At 66.3% G+C, this 16,198-nt stretch carries 20 protein-coding genes and 1 pseudogene; 13 read left to right on the forward strand and 8 right to left on the reverse strand.

Annotated features, from left to right (window positions below; genetic code table 11):
• Positions 1–122 precede the first annotated feature (122 nt).
• Both PI246_RS15510 and PI246_RS15515 read left to right on the forward strand, forming a co-directional pair.
• Positions 123–377, forward strand: a complete 255-nt coding sequence (locus PI246_RS15510; RefSeq protein ID WP_320552221.1) for a hypothetical protein — start codon at positions 123–125, stop codon at positions 375–377.
• Positions 378–626: 249 nt separating this feature from the next.
• Positions 627–1,010 carry a DUF4279 domain-containing protein gene (locus tag PI246_RS15515; RefSeq protein WP_320552222.1) on the forward strand — a complete coding sequence of 128 codons (384 nt, stop codon included), beginning with the start codon at positions 627–629 and terminating at the stop codon, positions 1,008–1,010.
• 100 nt (positions 1,011–1,110) lie between these two features.
• On the opposite strand, the gene PI246_RS15520 is transcribed toward PI246_RS15515, so the two are convergent.
• Positions 1,111–1,263 carry a hypothetical protein gene (locus PI246_RS15520; RefSeq protein ID WP_320552223.1) on the reverse strand — a complete coding sequence of 51 codons (153 nt, stop codon included), beginning with the start codon at positions 1,261–1,263 and terminating at the stop codon, positions 1,111–1,113.
• Between the two features lie 227 nt (positions 1,264–1,490).
• Here PI246_RS15520 and PI246_RS15525 point away from each other — a divergent pair, with 227 nt between their 5' ends.
• Positions 1,491–1,721, forward strand: a complete 231-nt coding sequence (locus PI246_RS15525; protein ID WP_320552224.1) for a hypothetical protein — start codon at positions 1,491–1,493, stop codon at positions 1,719–1,721.
• A gap of 143 nt (positions 1,722–1,864) precedes the next feature.
• Entirely contained in the window at positions 1,865–2,158 is a 294-nt protein-coding gene (locus PI246_RS15530) for a BAR domain-containing protein (protein WP_320552225.1), read from the forward strand.
• 292 nt (positions 2,159–2,450) lie between these two features.
• Here PI246_RS15530 and PI246_RS15535 read toward each other — a convergent pair whose 3' ends face one another.
• The 4 genes from PI246_RS15535 to PI246_RS15550 all read right to left on the reverse strand — a co-directional run bounded on the left by PI246_RS15535 (position 2,451) and on the right by PI246_RS15550 (position 5,740).
• Positions 2,451–4,046: a PepSY-associated TM helix domain-containing protein gene (locus PI246_RS15535; protein ID WP_320552226.1), complete on the reverse strand. Its 1,596-nt coding sequence runs from the start codon at positions 4,044–4,046 to the stop codon at positions 2,451–2,453.
• A 2-nt stretch (positions 4,047–4,048) separates the two neighbouring features.
• Entirely contained in the window at positions 4,049–4,312 is a 264-nt protein-coding gene (locus PI246_RS15540) for a hypothetical protein (RefSeq protein ID WP_320552227.1), read from the reverse strand.
• On the reverse strand, positions 4,312–4,581 hold the full coding sequence (locus tag PI246_RS15545; RefSeq protein WP_320552228.1) for a hypothetical protein: 270 nt from the start codon (positions 4,579–4,581) through the stop codon (positions 4,312–4,314). Before PI246_RS15545 ends, PI246_RS15540 begins: the two co-directional genes overlap by 1 nt.
• Positions 4,582–4,651: 70 nt before the next feature.
• On the reverse strand, positions 4,652–5,740 hold the full coding sequence (locus PI246_RS15550) for a restriction endonuclease (protein WP_320552229.1): 1,089 nt from the start codon (positions 5,738–5,740) through the stop codon (positions 4,652–4,654).
• A 179-nt stretch (positions 5,741–5,919) separates the two neighbouring features.
• Here PI246_RS15550 and PI246_RS15555 point away from each other — a divergent pair, with 179 nt between their 5' ends.
• The 7 genes and pseudogenes from PI246_RS15555 (at position 5,920) to PI246_RS15585 (ending at position 10,984) form a co-directional block, all read left to right on the forward strand.
• On the forward strand, positions 5,920–6,354 hold the full coding sequence (locus tag PI246_RS15555) for a hypothetical protein (protein ID WP_320552230.1): 435 nt from the start codon (positions 5,920–5,922) through the stop codon (positions 6,352–6,354).
• 70 nt (positions 6,355–6,424) lie between these two features.
• Positions 6,425–7,057: a 16S rRNA (guanine(527)-N(7))-methyltransferase RsmG gene (gene rsmG / locus PI246_RS15560; RefSeq protein ID WP_320552231.1), complete on the forward strand. Its 633-nt coding sequence runs from the start codon at positions 6,425–6,427 to the stop codon at positions 7,055–7,057.
• Positions 7,058–7,165: 108 nt separating this feature from the next.
• Positions 7,166–8,008: a ParA family protein gene (locus PI246_RS15565; RefSeq protein WP_320552232.1), complete on the forward strand. Its 843-nt coding sequence runs from the start codon at positions 7,166–7,168 to the stop codon at positions 8,006–8,008.
• A 9-nt stretch (positions 8,009–8,017) separates the two neighbouring features.
• Entirely contained in the window at positions 8,018–8,893 is an 876-nt protein-coding gene (locus PI246_RS15570) for a ParB/RepB/Spo0J family partition protein (protein ID WP_320552233.1), read from the forward strand.
• Positions 8,894–8,911: 18 nt separating this feature from the next.
• Positions 8,912–9,454: pseudogene (locus PI246_RS15575) on the forward strand (sigma-70 family RNA polymerase sigma factor); the annotation flags it as partial.
• The gene (locus tag PI246_RS15580; RefSeq protein WP_320552234.1) at positions 9,451–10,188 is read left to right on the forward strand and encodes a DUF3379 family protein; all 738 of its coding nucleotides are present in this window, start codon (positions 9,451–9,453) and stop codon (positions 10,186–10,188) included. The pseudogene PI246_RS15575 and the gene PI246_RS15580, both read left to right, overlap by 4 nt.
• A 79-nt stretch (positions 10,189–10,267) precedes the next feature.
• Positions 10,268–10,984, forward strand: coding sequence for a glycosyltransferase (locus tag PI246_RS15585; protein WP_320552235.1), 717 nt, complete (start codon positions 10,268–10,270; stop codon positions 10,982–10,984).
• Between the two features lie 132 nt (positions 10,985–11,116).
• Here PI246_RS15585 and PI246_RS15590 read toward each other — a convergent pair whose 3' ends face one another.
• Positions 11,117–12,061 (reverse strand): patatin-like phospholipase family protein, encoded by a 945-nt coding sequence (locus tag PI246_RS15590; RefSeq protein ID WP_320552236.1) that lies wholly within the window; start codon positions 12,059–12,061, stop codon positions 11,117–11,119.
• Positions 12,062–12,068: 7 nt separating this feature from the next.
• On the reverse strand, positions 12,069–13,061 hold the full coding sequence (locus PI246_RS15595; protein WP_320552237.1) for a helix-turn-helix transcriptional regulator: 993 nt from the start codon (positions 13,059–13,061) through the stop codon (positions 12,069–12,071).
• 197 nt (positions 13,062–13,258) lie between these two features.
• Here PI246_RS15595 and PI246_RS15600 point away from each other — a divergent pair, with 197 nt between their 5' ends.
• Positions 13,259–14,182 (forward strand): hypothetical protein, encoded by a 924-nt coding sequence (locus tag PI246_RS15600; protein ID WP_320552238.1) that lies wholly within the window; start codon positions 13,259–13,261, stop codon positions 14,180–14,182.
• A gap of 84 nt (positions 14,183–14,266) precedes the next feature.
• Positions 14,267–15,145, forward strand: coding sequence for a DUF481 domain-containing protein (locus tag PI246_RS15605; protein ID WP_320552239.1), 879 nt, complete (start codon positions 14,267–14,269; stop codon positions 15,143–15,145).
• A gap of 124 nt (positions 15,146–15,269) precedes the next feature.
• Here the strand turns inward: PI246_RS15605 and hemC are convergent, their stop codons facing one another.
• Positions 15,270–16,190, reverse strand: coding sequence for a hydroxymethylbilane synthase (gene hemC / locus PI246_RS15610; RefSeq protein WP_320552240.1), 921 nt, complete (start codon positions 16,188–16,190; stop codon positions 15,270–15,272).
• Between the last annotated feature and the right edge of the window lie 8 nt (positions 16,191–16,198).

The raw sequence follows: 16,198 nt of genomic DNA on the forward strand, positions 1-16,198 counted from the left end.
TCGCCGAGGCCTTTCGGGCCGACCCAAACACGCCGATTTTTCCACTTTAAGGCGGCTCAAGTTTTGGGAGGTGGTCAAGAAGGATTGGAATAGAACAGTGGTGGACCAACGGAAGCGGGCTGTTGTTCACCGTAGCTATTTGCCTGTTCACTAGTGGAGGACTATTGCTACTTAAGGCGCGGCGGTTCGGTCGAGCGGCGTACATCTCAGGATTCGCGGCGCTGTATGTTGCAGGTTATTTTATTGATTTGATCAACGCTGCGGAATATTCTGGTAAAAGCTATCTATATGACCTCCTTTTTGCAGTTTTGCAAGTTGCTGCTCTGAGTGCATATTTGTTCTTAAACCAGCGCGTGAAAAAGTTCCTGGTCGACTAGGAACTTGTTTAAAAGCAAATGAGTCATCTACTCCCAAGTGTAGATGCACGAATTGGCTGTCCTTCTATGGTGGTGGTGACCCACCCCCGAAAACAGCAGATGTGGTCGATCGGACCGGAGAGGTTGTAGGCGACTTGGATGATGTGAAGTCCAAGTGATGTGCCAAATTGGATGTCGGGCCGGAAGGCCAGTGTGCCTCTGACGATGAGCAGGTGAAATATACCGTCTTTTGAACGTTCTCGTGCCACCTTGCGTATTGCTGATGACTTACTCGTACCAGACAAAGTCAGCCGGATGCTGGGGAGTGAACCCACTGATTCTCAGCAAAAGGGTGATGAGATTCTTGGGCGGTCTAGCGGTCAAGTACGGATTGCCAGAACGGGCATGTGGAGGCTAGAGGCGCAGACTCGCGAACCAGAAGATCTGTGTGGGCAGATCGATGAGATCTTGGGCAAATTGACGAATGACCGGGATGTGTGGGCGGACATTCGTCGGAGTTTCAGCGTAGATCTCTTCTGTGGACTCTTTATGGGATCAGGTAATGATGGGATATCTCTGCCGCCGGAGCGCCTGCAGGCTCTAGGCGAGCGTGGCATCGAGCTGGCACTGAACATTTACGACTCGACAGACTGATAAATTGGCATCACTGGTTCAACGCCAAGAGCACATGACATCGGGCTATCGGAGCAGAGAAACGCCCGCCTTGTGCTGGCGTTATTCTTTGAATGAGCGGTTAGATCGGCTTAGCCAGCACAGCCTTGATCGCCGCGTCATCGCGCGACGACAGCGCTTCCGCCTCGTTCTGCGCGTCGATGTAGGCCGAGCGCAACCGCTCGATCTCCTTCTCGCTGCCGACGCCGTGCTTGGGTGATGGTGAAGAAGGCACTTAGGCATAGGCTTCTGCTCGGTACATGGTGCTGCCTGGCGGTCGCCGCTGTTGTCTCTCTCGGCGTAAAGATGGAGCATGCTGCAAAAGTACCTGCGCCTGGAGAGCCAGGAAGGTCACAGCTCGAATCCATTTACGATACTGCAGCAACCGCGATCGGCAGGAGCCCACTGAATCGTCGATCATACTTCCCTCGCGGCGGGGCGGTCGGTTTGGATGGATACGTCTTGGTTGAATCGAAGGCCTCCGCTTTTAAAATACTGACGAAGCAGTTTGTCGACGAACAGTGGGAAGTAAAAGACAACCAGCAGAGAGATGGCGGGACTGTCTACGTGAAGCTCTGTAAGGGTGGCATTGCCACTGTGCTTGATGGGCGGGGCAGCGTTGGCGCTGATTCGCTTTATCTGGGCGTGATTTGGGCGCGCAATTCGAAGCATGTCGCCTGGTGCGAAAAATAAGGGAAAGGGCATGCGCGTATAGGCGAATGGTGAGTTTGCTACGCGTTGCCGTAGCTTGCCCCTCGCTGCTGTGTTACTGATTTACAAATGTCAGTGGACTACCCGCGTTCAATTTCATTTCTTGCGATCAACGGAAGATTAGGTTGGAAAAATCAAAGAATGCCTGGCTACTTGCAGCCTTAGGGGTATTGATGGCTGTCGTTGCTTACGCGCATGTACACGGCTGGCTTATCGACGATACGAAGGGTGTTGTTCCGGGAGGTCGGTTGGCCTCCGAGTGGTCGGCTATTGCGAAGAGACCTGGTGACAGCATGGTGGAAAGCCCCAGGATCTTCGACAAGTTATCGTTGGCCGGAGCAGGCGCGAGTTTTGACTCGTCGGCAACGGATGAGGAAATCTTTGCTTTTTATACCGCCGAGCTGCGCACGTTAGGGTAGTCGCTAAAGCTTAAAATTTCCGTGCGCCGCGAGATTCAATTTTGCAAGGATGGGATTGGAGCCATCGTGCAAATTCAAGAGAATCCGCGGAAGACGTATTACTTCGGTCTGGAATCCGGTAACCAAAAAAAGGTCTTTGAATTACTGCTGGGAGCCAGGCGGTTGAGGAATGTCACGGCTTGACGCGTCATGGCTCAGCGGGGAGATCGAAGGCTTACCCACCCGCCGGACTTCGGCAGTAATCATTGGTCCGGCATATGAGGGCAGGTCATGTGCGCTACATCTTCCATGGCTAGACAACCCGCACGTCATCAGTAAACGTGGTTCGGTCGCGACCGTACCAAACGCTGCACGGATCGCCGTCGCGCACGCGTTTGCGCGTCGCCAGGCCCAGCCAGCCGAAGCCCACGCCCATCGCGATGGCGACGAGGTCGACGCCCAGGACACCATAGCGACCTTCGGCCAGGCTCCGCAGCAGGCGGTCGCCATGCAACGTGATGTCGAGCACGCCGACCGCGGCGCTGGCGAGGGCCGTGGCGAACAGCAGGTCGACGGCCGCGCGTGCCGGGCGGCGTAGGAAGGTCCACACCACCGCGCCGGCCAGCACGATGAAGAACACGGGCTGCACGAAGGCCGTCGGTTCGCTGCCGACGAGGGGGCCCAGCACGTTGGCGACGAAAGCCGCCGAGATCGCAAGGCAGGTGCCGATGCAGATGCCCACCGTGGCCGTCGCCATCGCACGCACCTTCAACGGCTGGTCGGCCTGGCGGCGCTTGCGGCGGGATTCGATGTAGAGCAGGTTGCCCGAATAGAACAGGAAGGCGCCGGCGAGGCCGAGTATGAAGTACAGCCAGCGCAGCGAGACGTTGCCGAAGGTGCCGAAGTGCAGGCCGAAGATGGCCGAGTACGTGGCGTGGTTGGCATCGCGTGCCCCACTCACCTGCACTCGCAGCACGTGGCCGTCCACCGCGTCAAGCGCCACCATCCCGTATTCGCCGAGCGTCTTTGTGGACGTGCCACGTACCTCCGCGGCGGCGCCCCGGTGGCCGTAATGCACGTAGCGCATGTAGTCGGGCTCGAAATCGGCGGCGCCGGCGCCCATGGCGGCACGGCGCGCGCGCGCGCCCAGTTCGGCGGGCGAGAGCATCGCGGCGGTGCCGCCCTTGTCTTGCGTGGACGGCAACGCGCTGGTCATGCGATCGAAGGCGCCCATGAGCTTGCCGTCGAAGGCGACGGTGTTGAACGCCAGCAAGGCCACCGTGGTGAGGCATAGCAATGCCCCGGTCACAGCGAACACGATGTGGAACGGCAGGCTGAGGATGCCGATGACGTTGTGCGCGTCCTGCCACAGGCGCTTGAGGTTGTGCCCGGGGCGCAGCGCGAAGAGGTCGCGCACGAGATGCGGCAGGTGGATCAGCAGGCCGGTGAGCAGGGCCAGGCCGTAGATGACGCTGACGATGCCCATCACGTAGATGCCGATCTCGGGGATGCCGAGGTCGTAGTGCAGTTCGTAGACGAAGTCGGCGAGGCCGTGCTCGTGGTCTTCGGCGTCGTGAGGTGCGCTCTGCGCGAGCGTCTGTGTTTTCCAGCCGTCGCTGTCGAGCCAGTAGGCGGTCACCTGTTGCGATGGGGCCTTGGGTGCGGGATACGTCACGCCGACCTGTTCGCGCGCGGCCGGATGCGCGGCCACGATGCCGTCGAGCATGAGCGCCGCGCGTCGCATGGTGTCGTCGTGCGCGGCTTCCGCCTTCGGCAACGCCCAGGTGTCGATCTCGTCGTGGAACATCGTGAGCGCGCCGGCGTAGAACGCCACGAACAACGCGAAGCCGGCGAGCAGGCCCGTCCAGGTGTGCACGGTGTTGAAGGTGCGGAGGGTGGCGGCTTTCATCGTCACAATCCCGGCAGCAGCTGCTTGGCGGCGAACAGTGCGGCGAATGCCCACGCGTTGGCGGCGGCGAGCCAGGCCCAGGCGCGCGCGCCGTTGCGGAACAGGTAGGTCGCCGCCATGACCGCGACCCACAGCGGGAAGAACGCCACATAGAAGGGCATGACCACCGCCTCGCTCGACCCCGGCCAGATCCAGATGGCCAGCGATATCACGGCCAGCGACAGCGGCAAGCCGAGCACGATGCCGGCGAAGGTCTTGGCGAGCATCAGCGGGGTTTCCGTTGGCCGGCCGGACGGAACAGCCAGAGCAGGTAAGGGAAAATCACTGCGCCAAGCATCAGCGCGCTCAGCGTTGAGAAAATGCCGGGAAGCGTGGTCTCGCTGGCGATCCAGGCGGTGAGTGCGAGAACCGCGAAAAGGCTCGCTCCTACCCTGGCGCCACGCCCCATCGGCCGCGCCAGGGCGCGCTGGTTAGGCGAGGCGAGGTAGACGAGCAGCATGGCAGTAATCGCCGCCACGCAACCGAGGACGTTCATGGGCACGACCGATCAAGGGCTGATTGATAATTGTTATCATTTGCGCCCGTCCGGTCAAATCGAATTGACGTCAGCGACCATTGCCCCGGAGGATCACCTGCATGGTTCGCGATGACACACCTTCGGCGTGCGGGCCGTCGACATAAGCCGGATCCGGCGGTGGCGAACGGTCGCCACCGTCGGCCGCTCCCTGCTCGCGTTCCGCCTTGCGTCGCTTCCAGGCGGCGAACTCCGCGTCGCTCATGTCGGCCGACTTGTAGATGACGGGCTCCGCGGCCTCGGGTCGGGTCACCGCTGGCGGCGTATCGGGCTTGTGCCGCTCGGTACGCTTCCTTGCGACCACGCGCGGTGATTCGGCCACGGGCTTCGTGGCCACGGGCTTCGTGCCGATGGGCGCGGCGGCGGGTTCTGGCGCCTGCACGACCGGTGCGGTCGATGTCGACGAGGTCAGGCGTGCCACGGCATAGCCAATGCCCCCTGCCAAGGCGAGCAAGCACGCCGCCAGGGCCAAGCGATGGCTGCGCCGAGCCACCGGCTTCGAGACCACGGACACGTGGGGTGCGCTGGACACGGATGGTCTGGGCGGCGGCGACGATGGCGCCGTCTCGATATAACGCGGGGCTGGAACCGATGCGATCTTTGGAAAGCGTTCGTGAAAGGCTTCCGAATCGATGCCAAGCTCGGCGCGCAACCGGCGGCTGTCAATCAGCGTCAGGGCACTGTCCGCCGCGATCTCGGACGCCTTTCGGCTGAACCAGCTCGTTGTGATCAGGATGCCTTGATCGACACCGGCCTGGCGCCTGACCACATTGGCGAACTCGTCGACATCTTTCCGCTCCACCGGATGCCTGTTCCATGCTTTGCACTGCACAGCAACCGTTGGCGCATGCGGATCGTCTTCGCGGCGGATGAACAGGTCGATGCCGCCGTCGCCCCGGCGTCCGTCGCCTTGCTGGGAACCGGTGATCGTGACCAGATAGCCACGTTCGCGGTAGGCATGGGCTACTTCTTCCTCGAAGGCCCGTCCCAGCTTGATCCGTCGCTCGCGCTCCGCAGTGAACGTGCCCCTGTCGAACCCCATGGCGATCCCTGCATATGTGGCAAAGGGCGAATCGTAATGGCTTTCGGTGGCCGGCAGGACACCAAAACGGCTGAGCAAGAATTAATCACTGCTCAAGTTTTGACCAACCCGTCCGCTAACTGAATATGGGGGCTGGGTGAAACTGGTGTTAAGGGCCCTCGTTAAATTAGGATTAACACCCCTGTGTGATCATCGACGTGCATCGCTGTCGTGCGCGCCGCCGCAGGAAAAGCCCGTAAGCCGTTGAAGTCGCAATCATGTTGACCAGCCTTCTCATCGCCGCTGTCGTTTCCGCCGCTGCCCTCGCCGCCGCGTCGTTACGCCGGGTGCCCGAGGGCCAGGTCTACAGCGTGCGCCGGGTCGGTCGGGCCCCCGTGCTGCTCACGGCCGGCACCCATCTCGTGCTTCCGCTCCTGGACCGGGTCACCCACAAGATCGACCTCGGTGGGCAGGTGCTGCGCTTTGAGGGCGGCACGATCTACTGGCAGGTACTCGAGCCCGAAGCGGTCGACGCCGTGATCGACGAGGCGCCGGAGCTGATCCGCCGCAACGTCGTGGCCGCCCTGCGAGACACCGCCACGGCGCATTCGGCCGATCGACGTGCGGTGGGCACGCAGCTCAAGCACGCCGTCAACGGTTCGCTGCGCAGCCGGGGCATGCTGGTCACCCGCGTCGAGCTCGACGCCGCCTGAGTCGGTCGTGCTGGCGCCGACGCGCCGGCACTTTCATACTTTGCGGCCCCCACCCGTTACCAGGTGCCGCATGACCGCGCGCGAAGCCCTCCGTGACCAGCTTGAACGCGGTATCGCCGACCTTCGCCTTACCCTGCCCGACGAGGCGGTGGCGCGCCTGCTCGACTATCGCGAGCTGCTGGAGCGCTGGAACGCCGCCTACAATCTCACCGCGATCCGCGACGACCGCGAGATGGTCGCCCGGCACCTGCTCGACTCGCTGACGATCGTGCCCTACGTGCGGGGCCGCTCCCTCGCCGATCTCGGTACCGGGCCAGGGTTGCCCGGCATCCCGCTGGCGATCGCGGAGCCGGCGCGCGAGGTGCTGATGGTGGATTCCAACGGCAAGAAGGTCCGCTTCCTGCGGGAGGCCATCCGCTCGCTGAAGCTCGGCAATGCCAGGGCGCTGCAATGTCGCGTGGAGGAGGTCGAAGGCACCTTCGAATGCATCACGGCGCGGGCCTTCGCCTCGCTGGCCGACATGCTCCGCTGGGGCGGGCACCTGCTGGCGCCGGACGGCGTGTGGCTGGCGATGAAGGGCAAGCATCCCGATGACGAGCTGTCCGGCGTGCCCGAAGGGTTCCGCGTGGAGGCGATCCACACCCTGGCGGTGCCCGGGGTCGAGGGCGAGCGGCACCTGGTGGTCGTGCGCCGCGCCGCGTAGACCGCCCCGCCGCTTCCGTGACCCGAAGCCATCGGTCGACGGATCGCCCGCCGGTAAGCGGGATGCTACGCTAGCGCCCTTTCCGCGCACGGCAGCTATCCACCCTCCATGGCCCGCATCATCGCAGTCGCCAACCAGAAAGGCGGCGTCGGCAAGACCACCACCTCCGTGAACCTCGCCGCGGCCCTCGCCGCGGCGAAGCGCAAGGTGCTGCTCGTCGACTTCGACCCGCAGGGCAACGCCACGATGGCCTCGGGCGTGGACAAGCACGAGGCCAAGCCCAACGGCTGCGAAGTGCTGCTCGACGAGGCGACGATCGACGAGGTGCTGGTGCGCACCGAGGCGGGGTTCGACCTCATGCCGGGCAACGGTGACCTGACCGCGGCCGAACTCAAGCTCATGGACGGCATGGCGCGCGAGCAGCGCCTGAAGGAGCAGCTGGCGACCGTCGCCGAGCGCTACGACACCATCCTCATCGACTGCCCGCCGTCGCTGCACCTGTTGACGCTCAATGCACTGACGGCCGCCGACGGGGTGCTGATCCCGGTGCAGTGCGAATACTTCGCGCTCGAGGGTCTGTCGAGCCTGCTCGATACCATCCAGGCGGTGCGCCAGCGGCTCAACCCGAAGCTAGAGGTCGAAGGCCTGCTGCGGACCATGTACGACGTGCGCAACAACCTCGGCAACGAGGTGTCCGCCCAGCTGACCCAGCATTTCGGCGACCAGGTGCTGCGCTCGATCATCCCGCGCAACGTCCGCCTCGCCGAGGCGCCCAGCCACGGGCAACCGATCCACCTCTACGACCGCGGCTCGCGCGGGGCGATCGCCTACATCGGCCTGGCCGGCGAGATCATCCGCCGTGACCGCGCCCGGACCCAGGGCCCGGGCGACGACGCCGGCGTGGACACCGCGGCGAGCCACGCCGACGACGCGGCACCGACGACGCCTTAAGGAGCACCCATGGCAGCACCGAAGAAACGTGGTCTCGGCCGTGGCCTCGACGCCCTCCTCGGCGGTGGCGCGGGCCCCGACGCTCCGCCCTCGGTGATCGAACAGGAAGGCGAGCTGCGCACCCTGCCGATCCATCACATCCAGGCCGGCAAATACCAGCCGCGCCGCCACTGGAACGACGAGGCGCTCGACGAACTGGCTGCGTCGATCAAGGCCCAGGGCCTGATCCAGCCCGTGGTGGTGCGCGCCATCGGCAAGAACAGCTACGAACTCATCGCGGGCGAGCGCCGCTGGCGCGCCGCCCAGCGCGCCTCGATGAGCGAGATCCCCGCGCTGGTGAAGGACGTGCCCGAGCAGTCCGTGCTGGCGATGGCGCTGATTGAAAACATCCAGCGCCAGGAACTCACCCCGCTGGAAGAGGCCCAGGCGCTGCAGCGGCTGATCGACGAGTTTGATCTCACCCACCAGCAGGCGGCCGACGCCGTCGGCCGGTCGCGCGCGGCGGTGTCCAACCTCCTTCGACTGATGGAGCTGCCGGCGTCCATCAAGCAGCTGCTCGACGAGAGCAAGCTGGAGATGGGCCATGCCCGCGCCCTGCTCACGCTGCCCGCGACGGTGGCCGAGCCGCTGGCGCTGGAAGCCGCCCGACATGGCTGGACGGTGCGCGAACTCGAAGAGGCCGCGCGCAAGGCGCAGATGGCCCCCAAGGGCAAGGCGAAGTCGGCGCTGCCGGCCGATCCCAACATCGCCAATCTCGAGCGTGAGCTGGCCGAGCGCCTCGCGGCGCGGGTGGAGGTCGCCCACGGTCGCGGCGGCAAGGGCAAGCTCGTCATCCATTACCACAGCACCGACGAGCTGGACGGCATCCTCAGCAAGATCCGTTGACGGCTTTGGTGTAAGGAAAGACCGATGGCGCCGGTCCAAGGGAACGTGAACCCGAAACAGCGCCAGTACGAAGCCATGGTGCGCGCCCATTCGGCCGACCTTTACCGGTTCGCCTACTGGTTGTCGCGCTCGGAGACGATCGCCCAGGATCTTGTCCAGGAAACCTTCCTGCGCGCCTGGAAGAATCTCGACGCTCTGCGCGACGCGGACATGGCGCGGCCGTGGCTCGTGACCATCCTGCGCCGGGAACACGCCCGGCTCTACGAGCGCAAACGTTTCGATACCGTGGAATTGGACGACACCGTGCCCGAGGACGCCGCGTTTGCGAGCCCGGAGCGAAGCGGCGACGCCGCCCAGGTGCGCGAGGCCATGCGGCAGCTTCCCGACAAATACCGCGAACCGCTGGCCATGCAGGTGCTCGGTGGCATGAGCTGCGACGAGATCGCCGAGGCCACGGGCCAGCAGCCGGGCGCCGTGATGACGCAGTTGTTTCGCGCGCGCCAGCGCCTCAAGCAGATGCTCGGTGGTGGCCGGGCCAGCGCGGAGGGAGCGCGCCGATGAATTGCCTCGACTTCCGTCGCCGGATCGGCGCCGAACCACGCACCCGCGACGAGCGGTTCATGGCCCACCGTGACGCCTGCGCCGAGGGGTGCGCCGCCTTCTGGCAGCGTGCCCAGCGTTTCGAAGACGACCTCGATGCCGCCCTCGCCGTGCCCGTGCCCGACGGCCTGGCCGATCGCATCCTGCTGGCGCAGGCCACCGCAGAGCGCCGTGGCCAGGTCGGTCGCCGGCGCGCGTGGATGGCGATGGCGGCGTCCGTGCTGATCGCCGTGACGGCGGGTGGCATGTTCTGGCGCCATGTCGACCGCGCGTCGCTGCCCGCCCTCGCGGTGGCGCACATGCCCGTGGAAATGGATTCGCTGGCGATGACCGCCCCGATGAGCGACGCCGCGGTGGCGGCCGGGTTCGCCGGTCGCGCCGCGCCGTTGAAGGGCCCCGCGCCCGCGGGCGTCACCTACGTGCACGATTGCATGGTGGGCCCCTATCCCGCGGTGCATGTCGTCACCCGCATGAACGACGAACCGGTGGTGGCCCTCTATCTGCCGGGCACGATGAGCGACGCCGATGCGAGCTTCCGCCGTGACGGTTGGGAGGGGCGTGAACTGGCCCTGCGCGGGGGCACGCTGGTCGTGATGGCGCAGGACGGCGCAAATCGCCACGCGATGGACGCGGTGGCTCGCGCGTGGCGTTCGGCCATCGAAGGCCCGCTACCCCGCGAGGTCGGCCAGATCTGAACACGCCGGCCAGGCGGCAGCCCCATCCGCCGCCGGTTGGGCGATAATGCCGCCCTTCACCTTACGCCCCGGAACCGCGATGACCGACCTCGCCGTGGTCGTGCCCGTCTTCAACGAGCGCGACAACATCCCGCCCCTCCTCGCCGAGATCGCCTCGGCCCTGCGCGGTCGGATCGACTTCGAGATCATCTACGTCGACGACGACAGCACCGACGACAGCGTCGCGGTGCTCACCGCCGCCCGGGCGACCTATCCCGAACTGCGCATCATTCGCCACGTGACCCGCAGCGGGCAGAGCACGGCGGTGTGGAATGGCGTGCGCGCCGCGCGCGCGCCCTGGGTGGCCACGCTCGACGGCGATGGCCAGAACGACCCCGCCGATATTCCCAAGCTGCTCGCCGCCCGCGACGGCGCGGCGCCCGACCTGAAGCTCTTCGCCGGCTGGCGGGTCACGCGCCGCGACAGCTTCAACAAGCGCATCTCGTCGAAGGTGGCCAACGAGGTGCGCTCGCGCATGCTGCGCGACGACACCCCGGACACCGGCTGTGGCCTGAAGCTGTTCGAACGGGACACGTTCCTTCGCCTGCCCTACTTCGACCACATGCACCGCTACCTGCCAGCGCTGGTCAAGCGCGCGGGTTTCGCCAGCCAGAGCGTGCCCGTGGGCCATCGTCCACGCACGGCCGGCACGTCGAAGTACGGCATGCTCGACCGCCTCTGGGTCGGCCTGGCCGATCTTCGCGGCGTCGCGTGGCTGATGCGCCGGGCCAAGGTGACGCGCACCGAAGAAATCTGAGGCCATCCGCCTCCCCCGATGCCGTTCACGGCGTGGTCCGCGCTGCGCGCCCGAAGGTTCGCGGGCACGATCCGTCGGCAGGAGCCCGACCCGCGGGCGATCAAAGGGCCTGGAGCCGATCGTATCGGCGATTCAGCGCACGGGCAGCGCGCGAGGCTCCCACCGGGCCAGCGCTTCTTCGGTCTTCTCCCGGCCCAGCGCGATCAGTTCGCGGGCCCGGTAGAACTCGTACACCGTCGACACGTTGCGTGGCAGTTCGATGAGCAGATCGGGCTGGTACGCGGCCAGGCGCAGCCGAGACAGGTTGGCCTGCATGAGGTCCATCGCCTGGGTCATGAGCTCGAACGCGCCCGGGTCGCGCACCTTCGGCGCACCCTGGGGCAGTACCTTGCCGATCAGCCGCCCCAGCCGCGACACGTAGCCGGCGTCGGGTACCGCCGTGACGTCTTTCTCCGGCGCCTTCTGCAACTCGGCCGCACCGTCCACGCTCACCGCCATCACGTAGTCGGCGTCTTCGCGCATCAACGGCAACACGGGCAGCGGATTGAGCAGCGCGCCGTCGACGAGACGGCGGCCTTCATGCGCATAGGGGCGAAAGAGCGTCGGAATGGCAATCGACGCCCGGATCGCGTCGAAGAGCGGCCCGCGGGTGAGCCACACCTCGCGCTCGCGGTCGAGGTCGGTGGCCACGGCCGTATAGGGAATCGACAGCCCCTCGATGTTCACCTCGCCGATGAGTTCGCGCAGCGCCGCCATGATGCGGTCGCCCTTGATGAACCCGCCGCCGGAGAAGCTCCAGTCCACCAGGCGCAGCACGTCGAAACGGGCCAGCGTGGAAACCCAGTCGCGATAGACGTCCAGCTTGCCCATGGCGTAGATACCGCCGATGAGCGCCCCCATCGAGGTGCCGGCGACGGCGACGATGTCGAAGCCGCGCTCCTCCAGCACTTCGATCGCGCCGATATGGGCCAGGCCCTTCGCGGCGCCGGCGCCGAGCGCCAGGGCGACACGGGGCTTGCGCGGAAGCGCACGGATGGCCGGGACCGCGCCCGGGTCGGCGATGTCGAAATCACTCATCGAACGGTCAATGCGAGGGGCCAGCCCCGTTCTGGTAACCGGAAAGCGCCAGCTGGAGCAGGATCTTCATCTCTTCGCGCAGGGGTAGCGGCGAGACGATTTCGGCATCGGGGCCGTACTTGAGGACGTCCATCAACAGCTCGCGCGAGTTGGAGTACGGCACCTTCAGTTCATAGCGGCCGTCGGGCATCCACTCGCCCTTCTGCTGCGAATGCCAGTGCTCGTCGGCGACCCAGCGCGCGGCGTGCGACGAGAACCGGATGACCGCCCAGGCCTTGGGCTTGCCGGCGAAGATGCCGTAGCTGGAGGCGAGCAGATCGTTGAGCTCGGCGTCGTCGACGTCGCGTGCCGGCGTGTCCAGTGCCCGCGGCTCGGCGATGCGGTCGACGGCGAAACTGCGCAGCGCCTCGCGGTCGTGGTCCCAGACGTCGAGGTACCAGTTGTCGCGGTAATGGGTCAGGCGTTGCGGCGACACGGTGCGCTTGCTGTCGGCGTTGGTCGTGCGGGCGCGATAGCGGAAGGTCAGCTGCTTGCGTTCGAGCGTGGCGCCGGCCACCACCCGGAACACCTGCTGGTCCATCCGCCGCGCACCCCAGGAAATCACCCGGATGCGATCGACCGGCAACGACTTGCCGCTGCCGTGGTCGGACAGCAGCCGCTCGATGCGCGCCTTGAACGGGGCGAGCGCCCCGGCGAGCACGCCGGGATCGGAGCGGCCGATGAGCTCGTTCAGGGCCATCAGCGCGGCCAGCTCGTCGCTGGTCAGCCACAGGCCCGGCAACTCGAAGCTGTCGCCCTCGCCCGCCTCGTAGCGAAACGAGGCCTGCTCGCCCGCCACGCTCTGCACCGGCGCGCCCAGGGCGTCGCGCAGGAAGGCCACGTCGCGGTAGAGCGTGGCGCGCGAGCACTCCAGCTCGTCCATCAGGCGGGACAGCGGCACCGGGTAATGGGCCGACTTCAGCAGGCGGTGCAGGGTGAGAATGCGCTCGTAGCGGTCCATGGGTGTCGCCGGCAGGTGGAGCGGGGAAGGATGCGCTGAACAGTGTGACCGAATCGGGTGTGACGCGATTATCTACGAGGGGCAAGCATGGCGGCGGCCGGGGTCGTCCGCAAGGGCGTGGGACGACATAGGTTTGCGCCCGGGGCCGATCGGCGCAAAAATGCTGCTTTGCGATTCGTCCAAGGCCAGCCCCGACCATGGCGGAACCGAACGAAGCGTCGTCCGCCGAATTCGACCGGCACGATATCCACGTCGACGCCAGCCACGCCCAAAGCCTGTTTTCCGTTCCGGTGGCCATCGTGCAGACGGCCACGGCCGCCGGTTACGGCCTGTGGATGGTGCTGGGCGCGTCGCTGGCGCTGGCGCTCTATCCCGACGGTCGCGGCGAGGTACTGGTGCCGCTGGCGATCGGTCTGGTGCTGGCGAGCACGGGACTGCTGGCCACCTGCCTGCGCCTGCGCTTCGCGCCGGCGTGGCACGGCTGGAACCCCGTCAAACGGATGATGCCCACGCGGGAAGGCCTGGTCGCGATGGGCAATTACCTGCCGATGCTGGCCCTGGCCGGGCTGGCGCGCGGGGGGAACGACTTCTGGGCCACGCGCCTGGCCGGCGGGGTGCTTACCCTGTGCAGCCTGGCTACATTGGTCTACACCGCGCGCGCGGCGATGAGGCCGTTGACGCCGGCGCTGGCGGTCATCGCCAACGTGACGCCGCTGGGCCGGACGGTGTCCGCGGCGCTGGCCGGTGGGTTGTGGTTCTGGCTGTGCCTGGCCACCCAGGCGCCTGCCGCGTTGGGCGATCCCTGGCGGATGGTCCTGCTGGGCGTGGCGCTGGCGGCGGGCGTCGCCGAGGGCGCCCGCTGGCGTGCCCTTCGCCGGGTCGCCGCCGAGCGCGGCGTCGAGGCGCGGGTGGTCGGCGGGCGGTGGGGACTGTCGCTGCTGGGCAGCCGCTTCGGCATAGCCGCCCTGTCGGTGGGCCTGCCCTGCGTGCTGCTGGTGGCCCATGGCCAGCACGACCTGCCCTGGCTCCTGGCCGGCGTAGGCACGTTAAGCTGCGCCGTCGGTCAGTGCCTCGAGCAGCGGCTGTATGGCATGGCCTACCTCGCCGTCGCGGCGGAGTAGGCGAAGATGCGGCGCGGAGCGCGCCATCGTTGGCCGTATGGACGGCCGCACGACAATCGGTTTCAAACACACTTCGGGTAGACGATGAAAACACTGCTTATCGCCACGCTCGTCCTCGCCGCGCTGCCGCTCGCCGCGCACGCCCAGGACGCCACCACCACCACCACCGCGCCGGCGCAGGATGCCAACACCAACCCCGCGCAGAACGGGGGCTGGACCGGCTCGGGCGAATTCGGTTTCGCCTCCGCGCGCGGCAACTCGCGTTCGGAAAACGCCAACGCCAAGCTGGGCCTGAGCCAGGAAAACGAGGTCTGGAAGAACAATTTCTTCCTCAACGGCCTGCGGTCGAAGGGTGAGGTGGCGGTCACGGATGCCGCCGGCAACACCATCGACAAGTTCAGCACCACGGCCAACCGGTACGACACGGGTGCCTCGGTCGGTTACAAGTTCGATCCGCGCAGTTACGTGGTGACCGCGGCGCGTTACGAACACGATGATTTCGGCGCCAACCTGTGGCAGGGCATCGTCTCGGTGGGCTACGGTTATATCGCGCTCAAGAACGAGCGCGCCGAGCTTTCGTTCGAAATCGGTCCCGGTTTCAAGCGCTACCAGCCGGCCAAGTCGGACCGCGCCGTGCTCAATCCGGACGGCTCGCCGGTGCTCGACGCCGAGGGCAAGCCGGTGAGCGAGCGCTACACGCCCAACGCGGAAAGCGAGGTGGTGGGTCGTGGCCTTGTCAACGGCAAATACCGCCTGACCGACAACACCGCGCTGGAAGACACGCTGCTGGTCGAAGCCGGCTCGAAGAACCAGTATTACCAGAACGACATCGGCGTCTCGGTGAGCATGACCAAGAAGATGGCGCTGAAGGTCGGTTACCAGATCCGCTACAACAGCGACACGCAGCCGGGCACGGTAAGCACCGACAAGCTGATGACGACGAACCTCGTCTACAACTTCTGAGCCGGTGGCGACGGGCGAGTGAGGCCGCCGCCGTGATGGCGCGGCTGGCAGCCTCACTCGTCCTACGCCGGCTGTCGCCGGATCGCCGATCCGATGGGTGGAGGCGCCCCTCGCACGCGAATCCTCAACGTTGCGGCTTGAGATACGCCCCGGCGCCCTGCGCGAACAGCAACGCCGCCACTTCATGGCCCAGCGCCACCGGCCGGTCGCCCTCGATGGACGCCTGGGCGCGGATCAGGCTGCCGCTCGCCGCGTCGCCCACGAGGCCGTGCAGCGTCAGCCCCCGCTCGCCCAGGACGCACAGCGCGCCGATCGCCACGGCGCAGCTGCCGCCGAGCTGCTCGTTGAGCGCGCGTTCGGCGTCGATCGCGATCTTCGTATGCGCGTCGTCCAGCGCCTTGAGCAGGTCGATGGTGCGCGTATCGCCCACGCGTGCCTCCACGGCGATGGCCCCTTGCCCGGGCGCCGGCAGCCATTCGGGGCTGGCGAGGCGGGTGCGGATGCGATGGCCGAGGCCGAGGCGTTCGACGCCGGCGCAGGCCAGGATGATGGCTTCGTACTGACCGTCGTCGAGCTTGGCCAGGCGCGTGTTCACGTTGCCGCGCAGGTCGAGCAGCTGAAGGTCGGGGCGCAGCGCGCGCACCTGCGCCTGGCGGCGCAGCGACGAGGTGCCCACGCGGGCGCCTTGCGGCAGGTCGGACAGCTTCGCGTACTCGTTGCTGATGAAGGCGTCGGCGGCATCGGCCCGCTCGAGGATCGCGGCGAGGGTGAAGCCCGGCTCCAGCTCCGCGGGCACGTCCTTGAGCGAGTGCACGGCGATGTCCGCGCGGCCCTCCTGCATCGCGACCTCGAGCTCTTTGAGGAACAACCCCTTGCCGCCAATGGTCGCGAGCGATCGATCGAGAATCTCATCGCCCCGGGTGGACAGCGGCACCAGCTCGACCGCGAGTTCCGGATGGGCCTGCCCCAGCAGCCGGGCGACGTGTTCGGCTTGCCAGAGGGCCAGCGCGCTCTTGCGCGTGGCGATGCGAAGCGGTGCGGTCATGGGGGTCC

The organism is Luteibacter sahnii, from assembly GCF_034063545.1.
GTDB lineage: Bacteria > Pseudomonadota > Gammaproteobacteria > Xanthomonadales > Rhodanobacteraceae > Luteibacter > Luteibacter sahnii.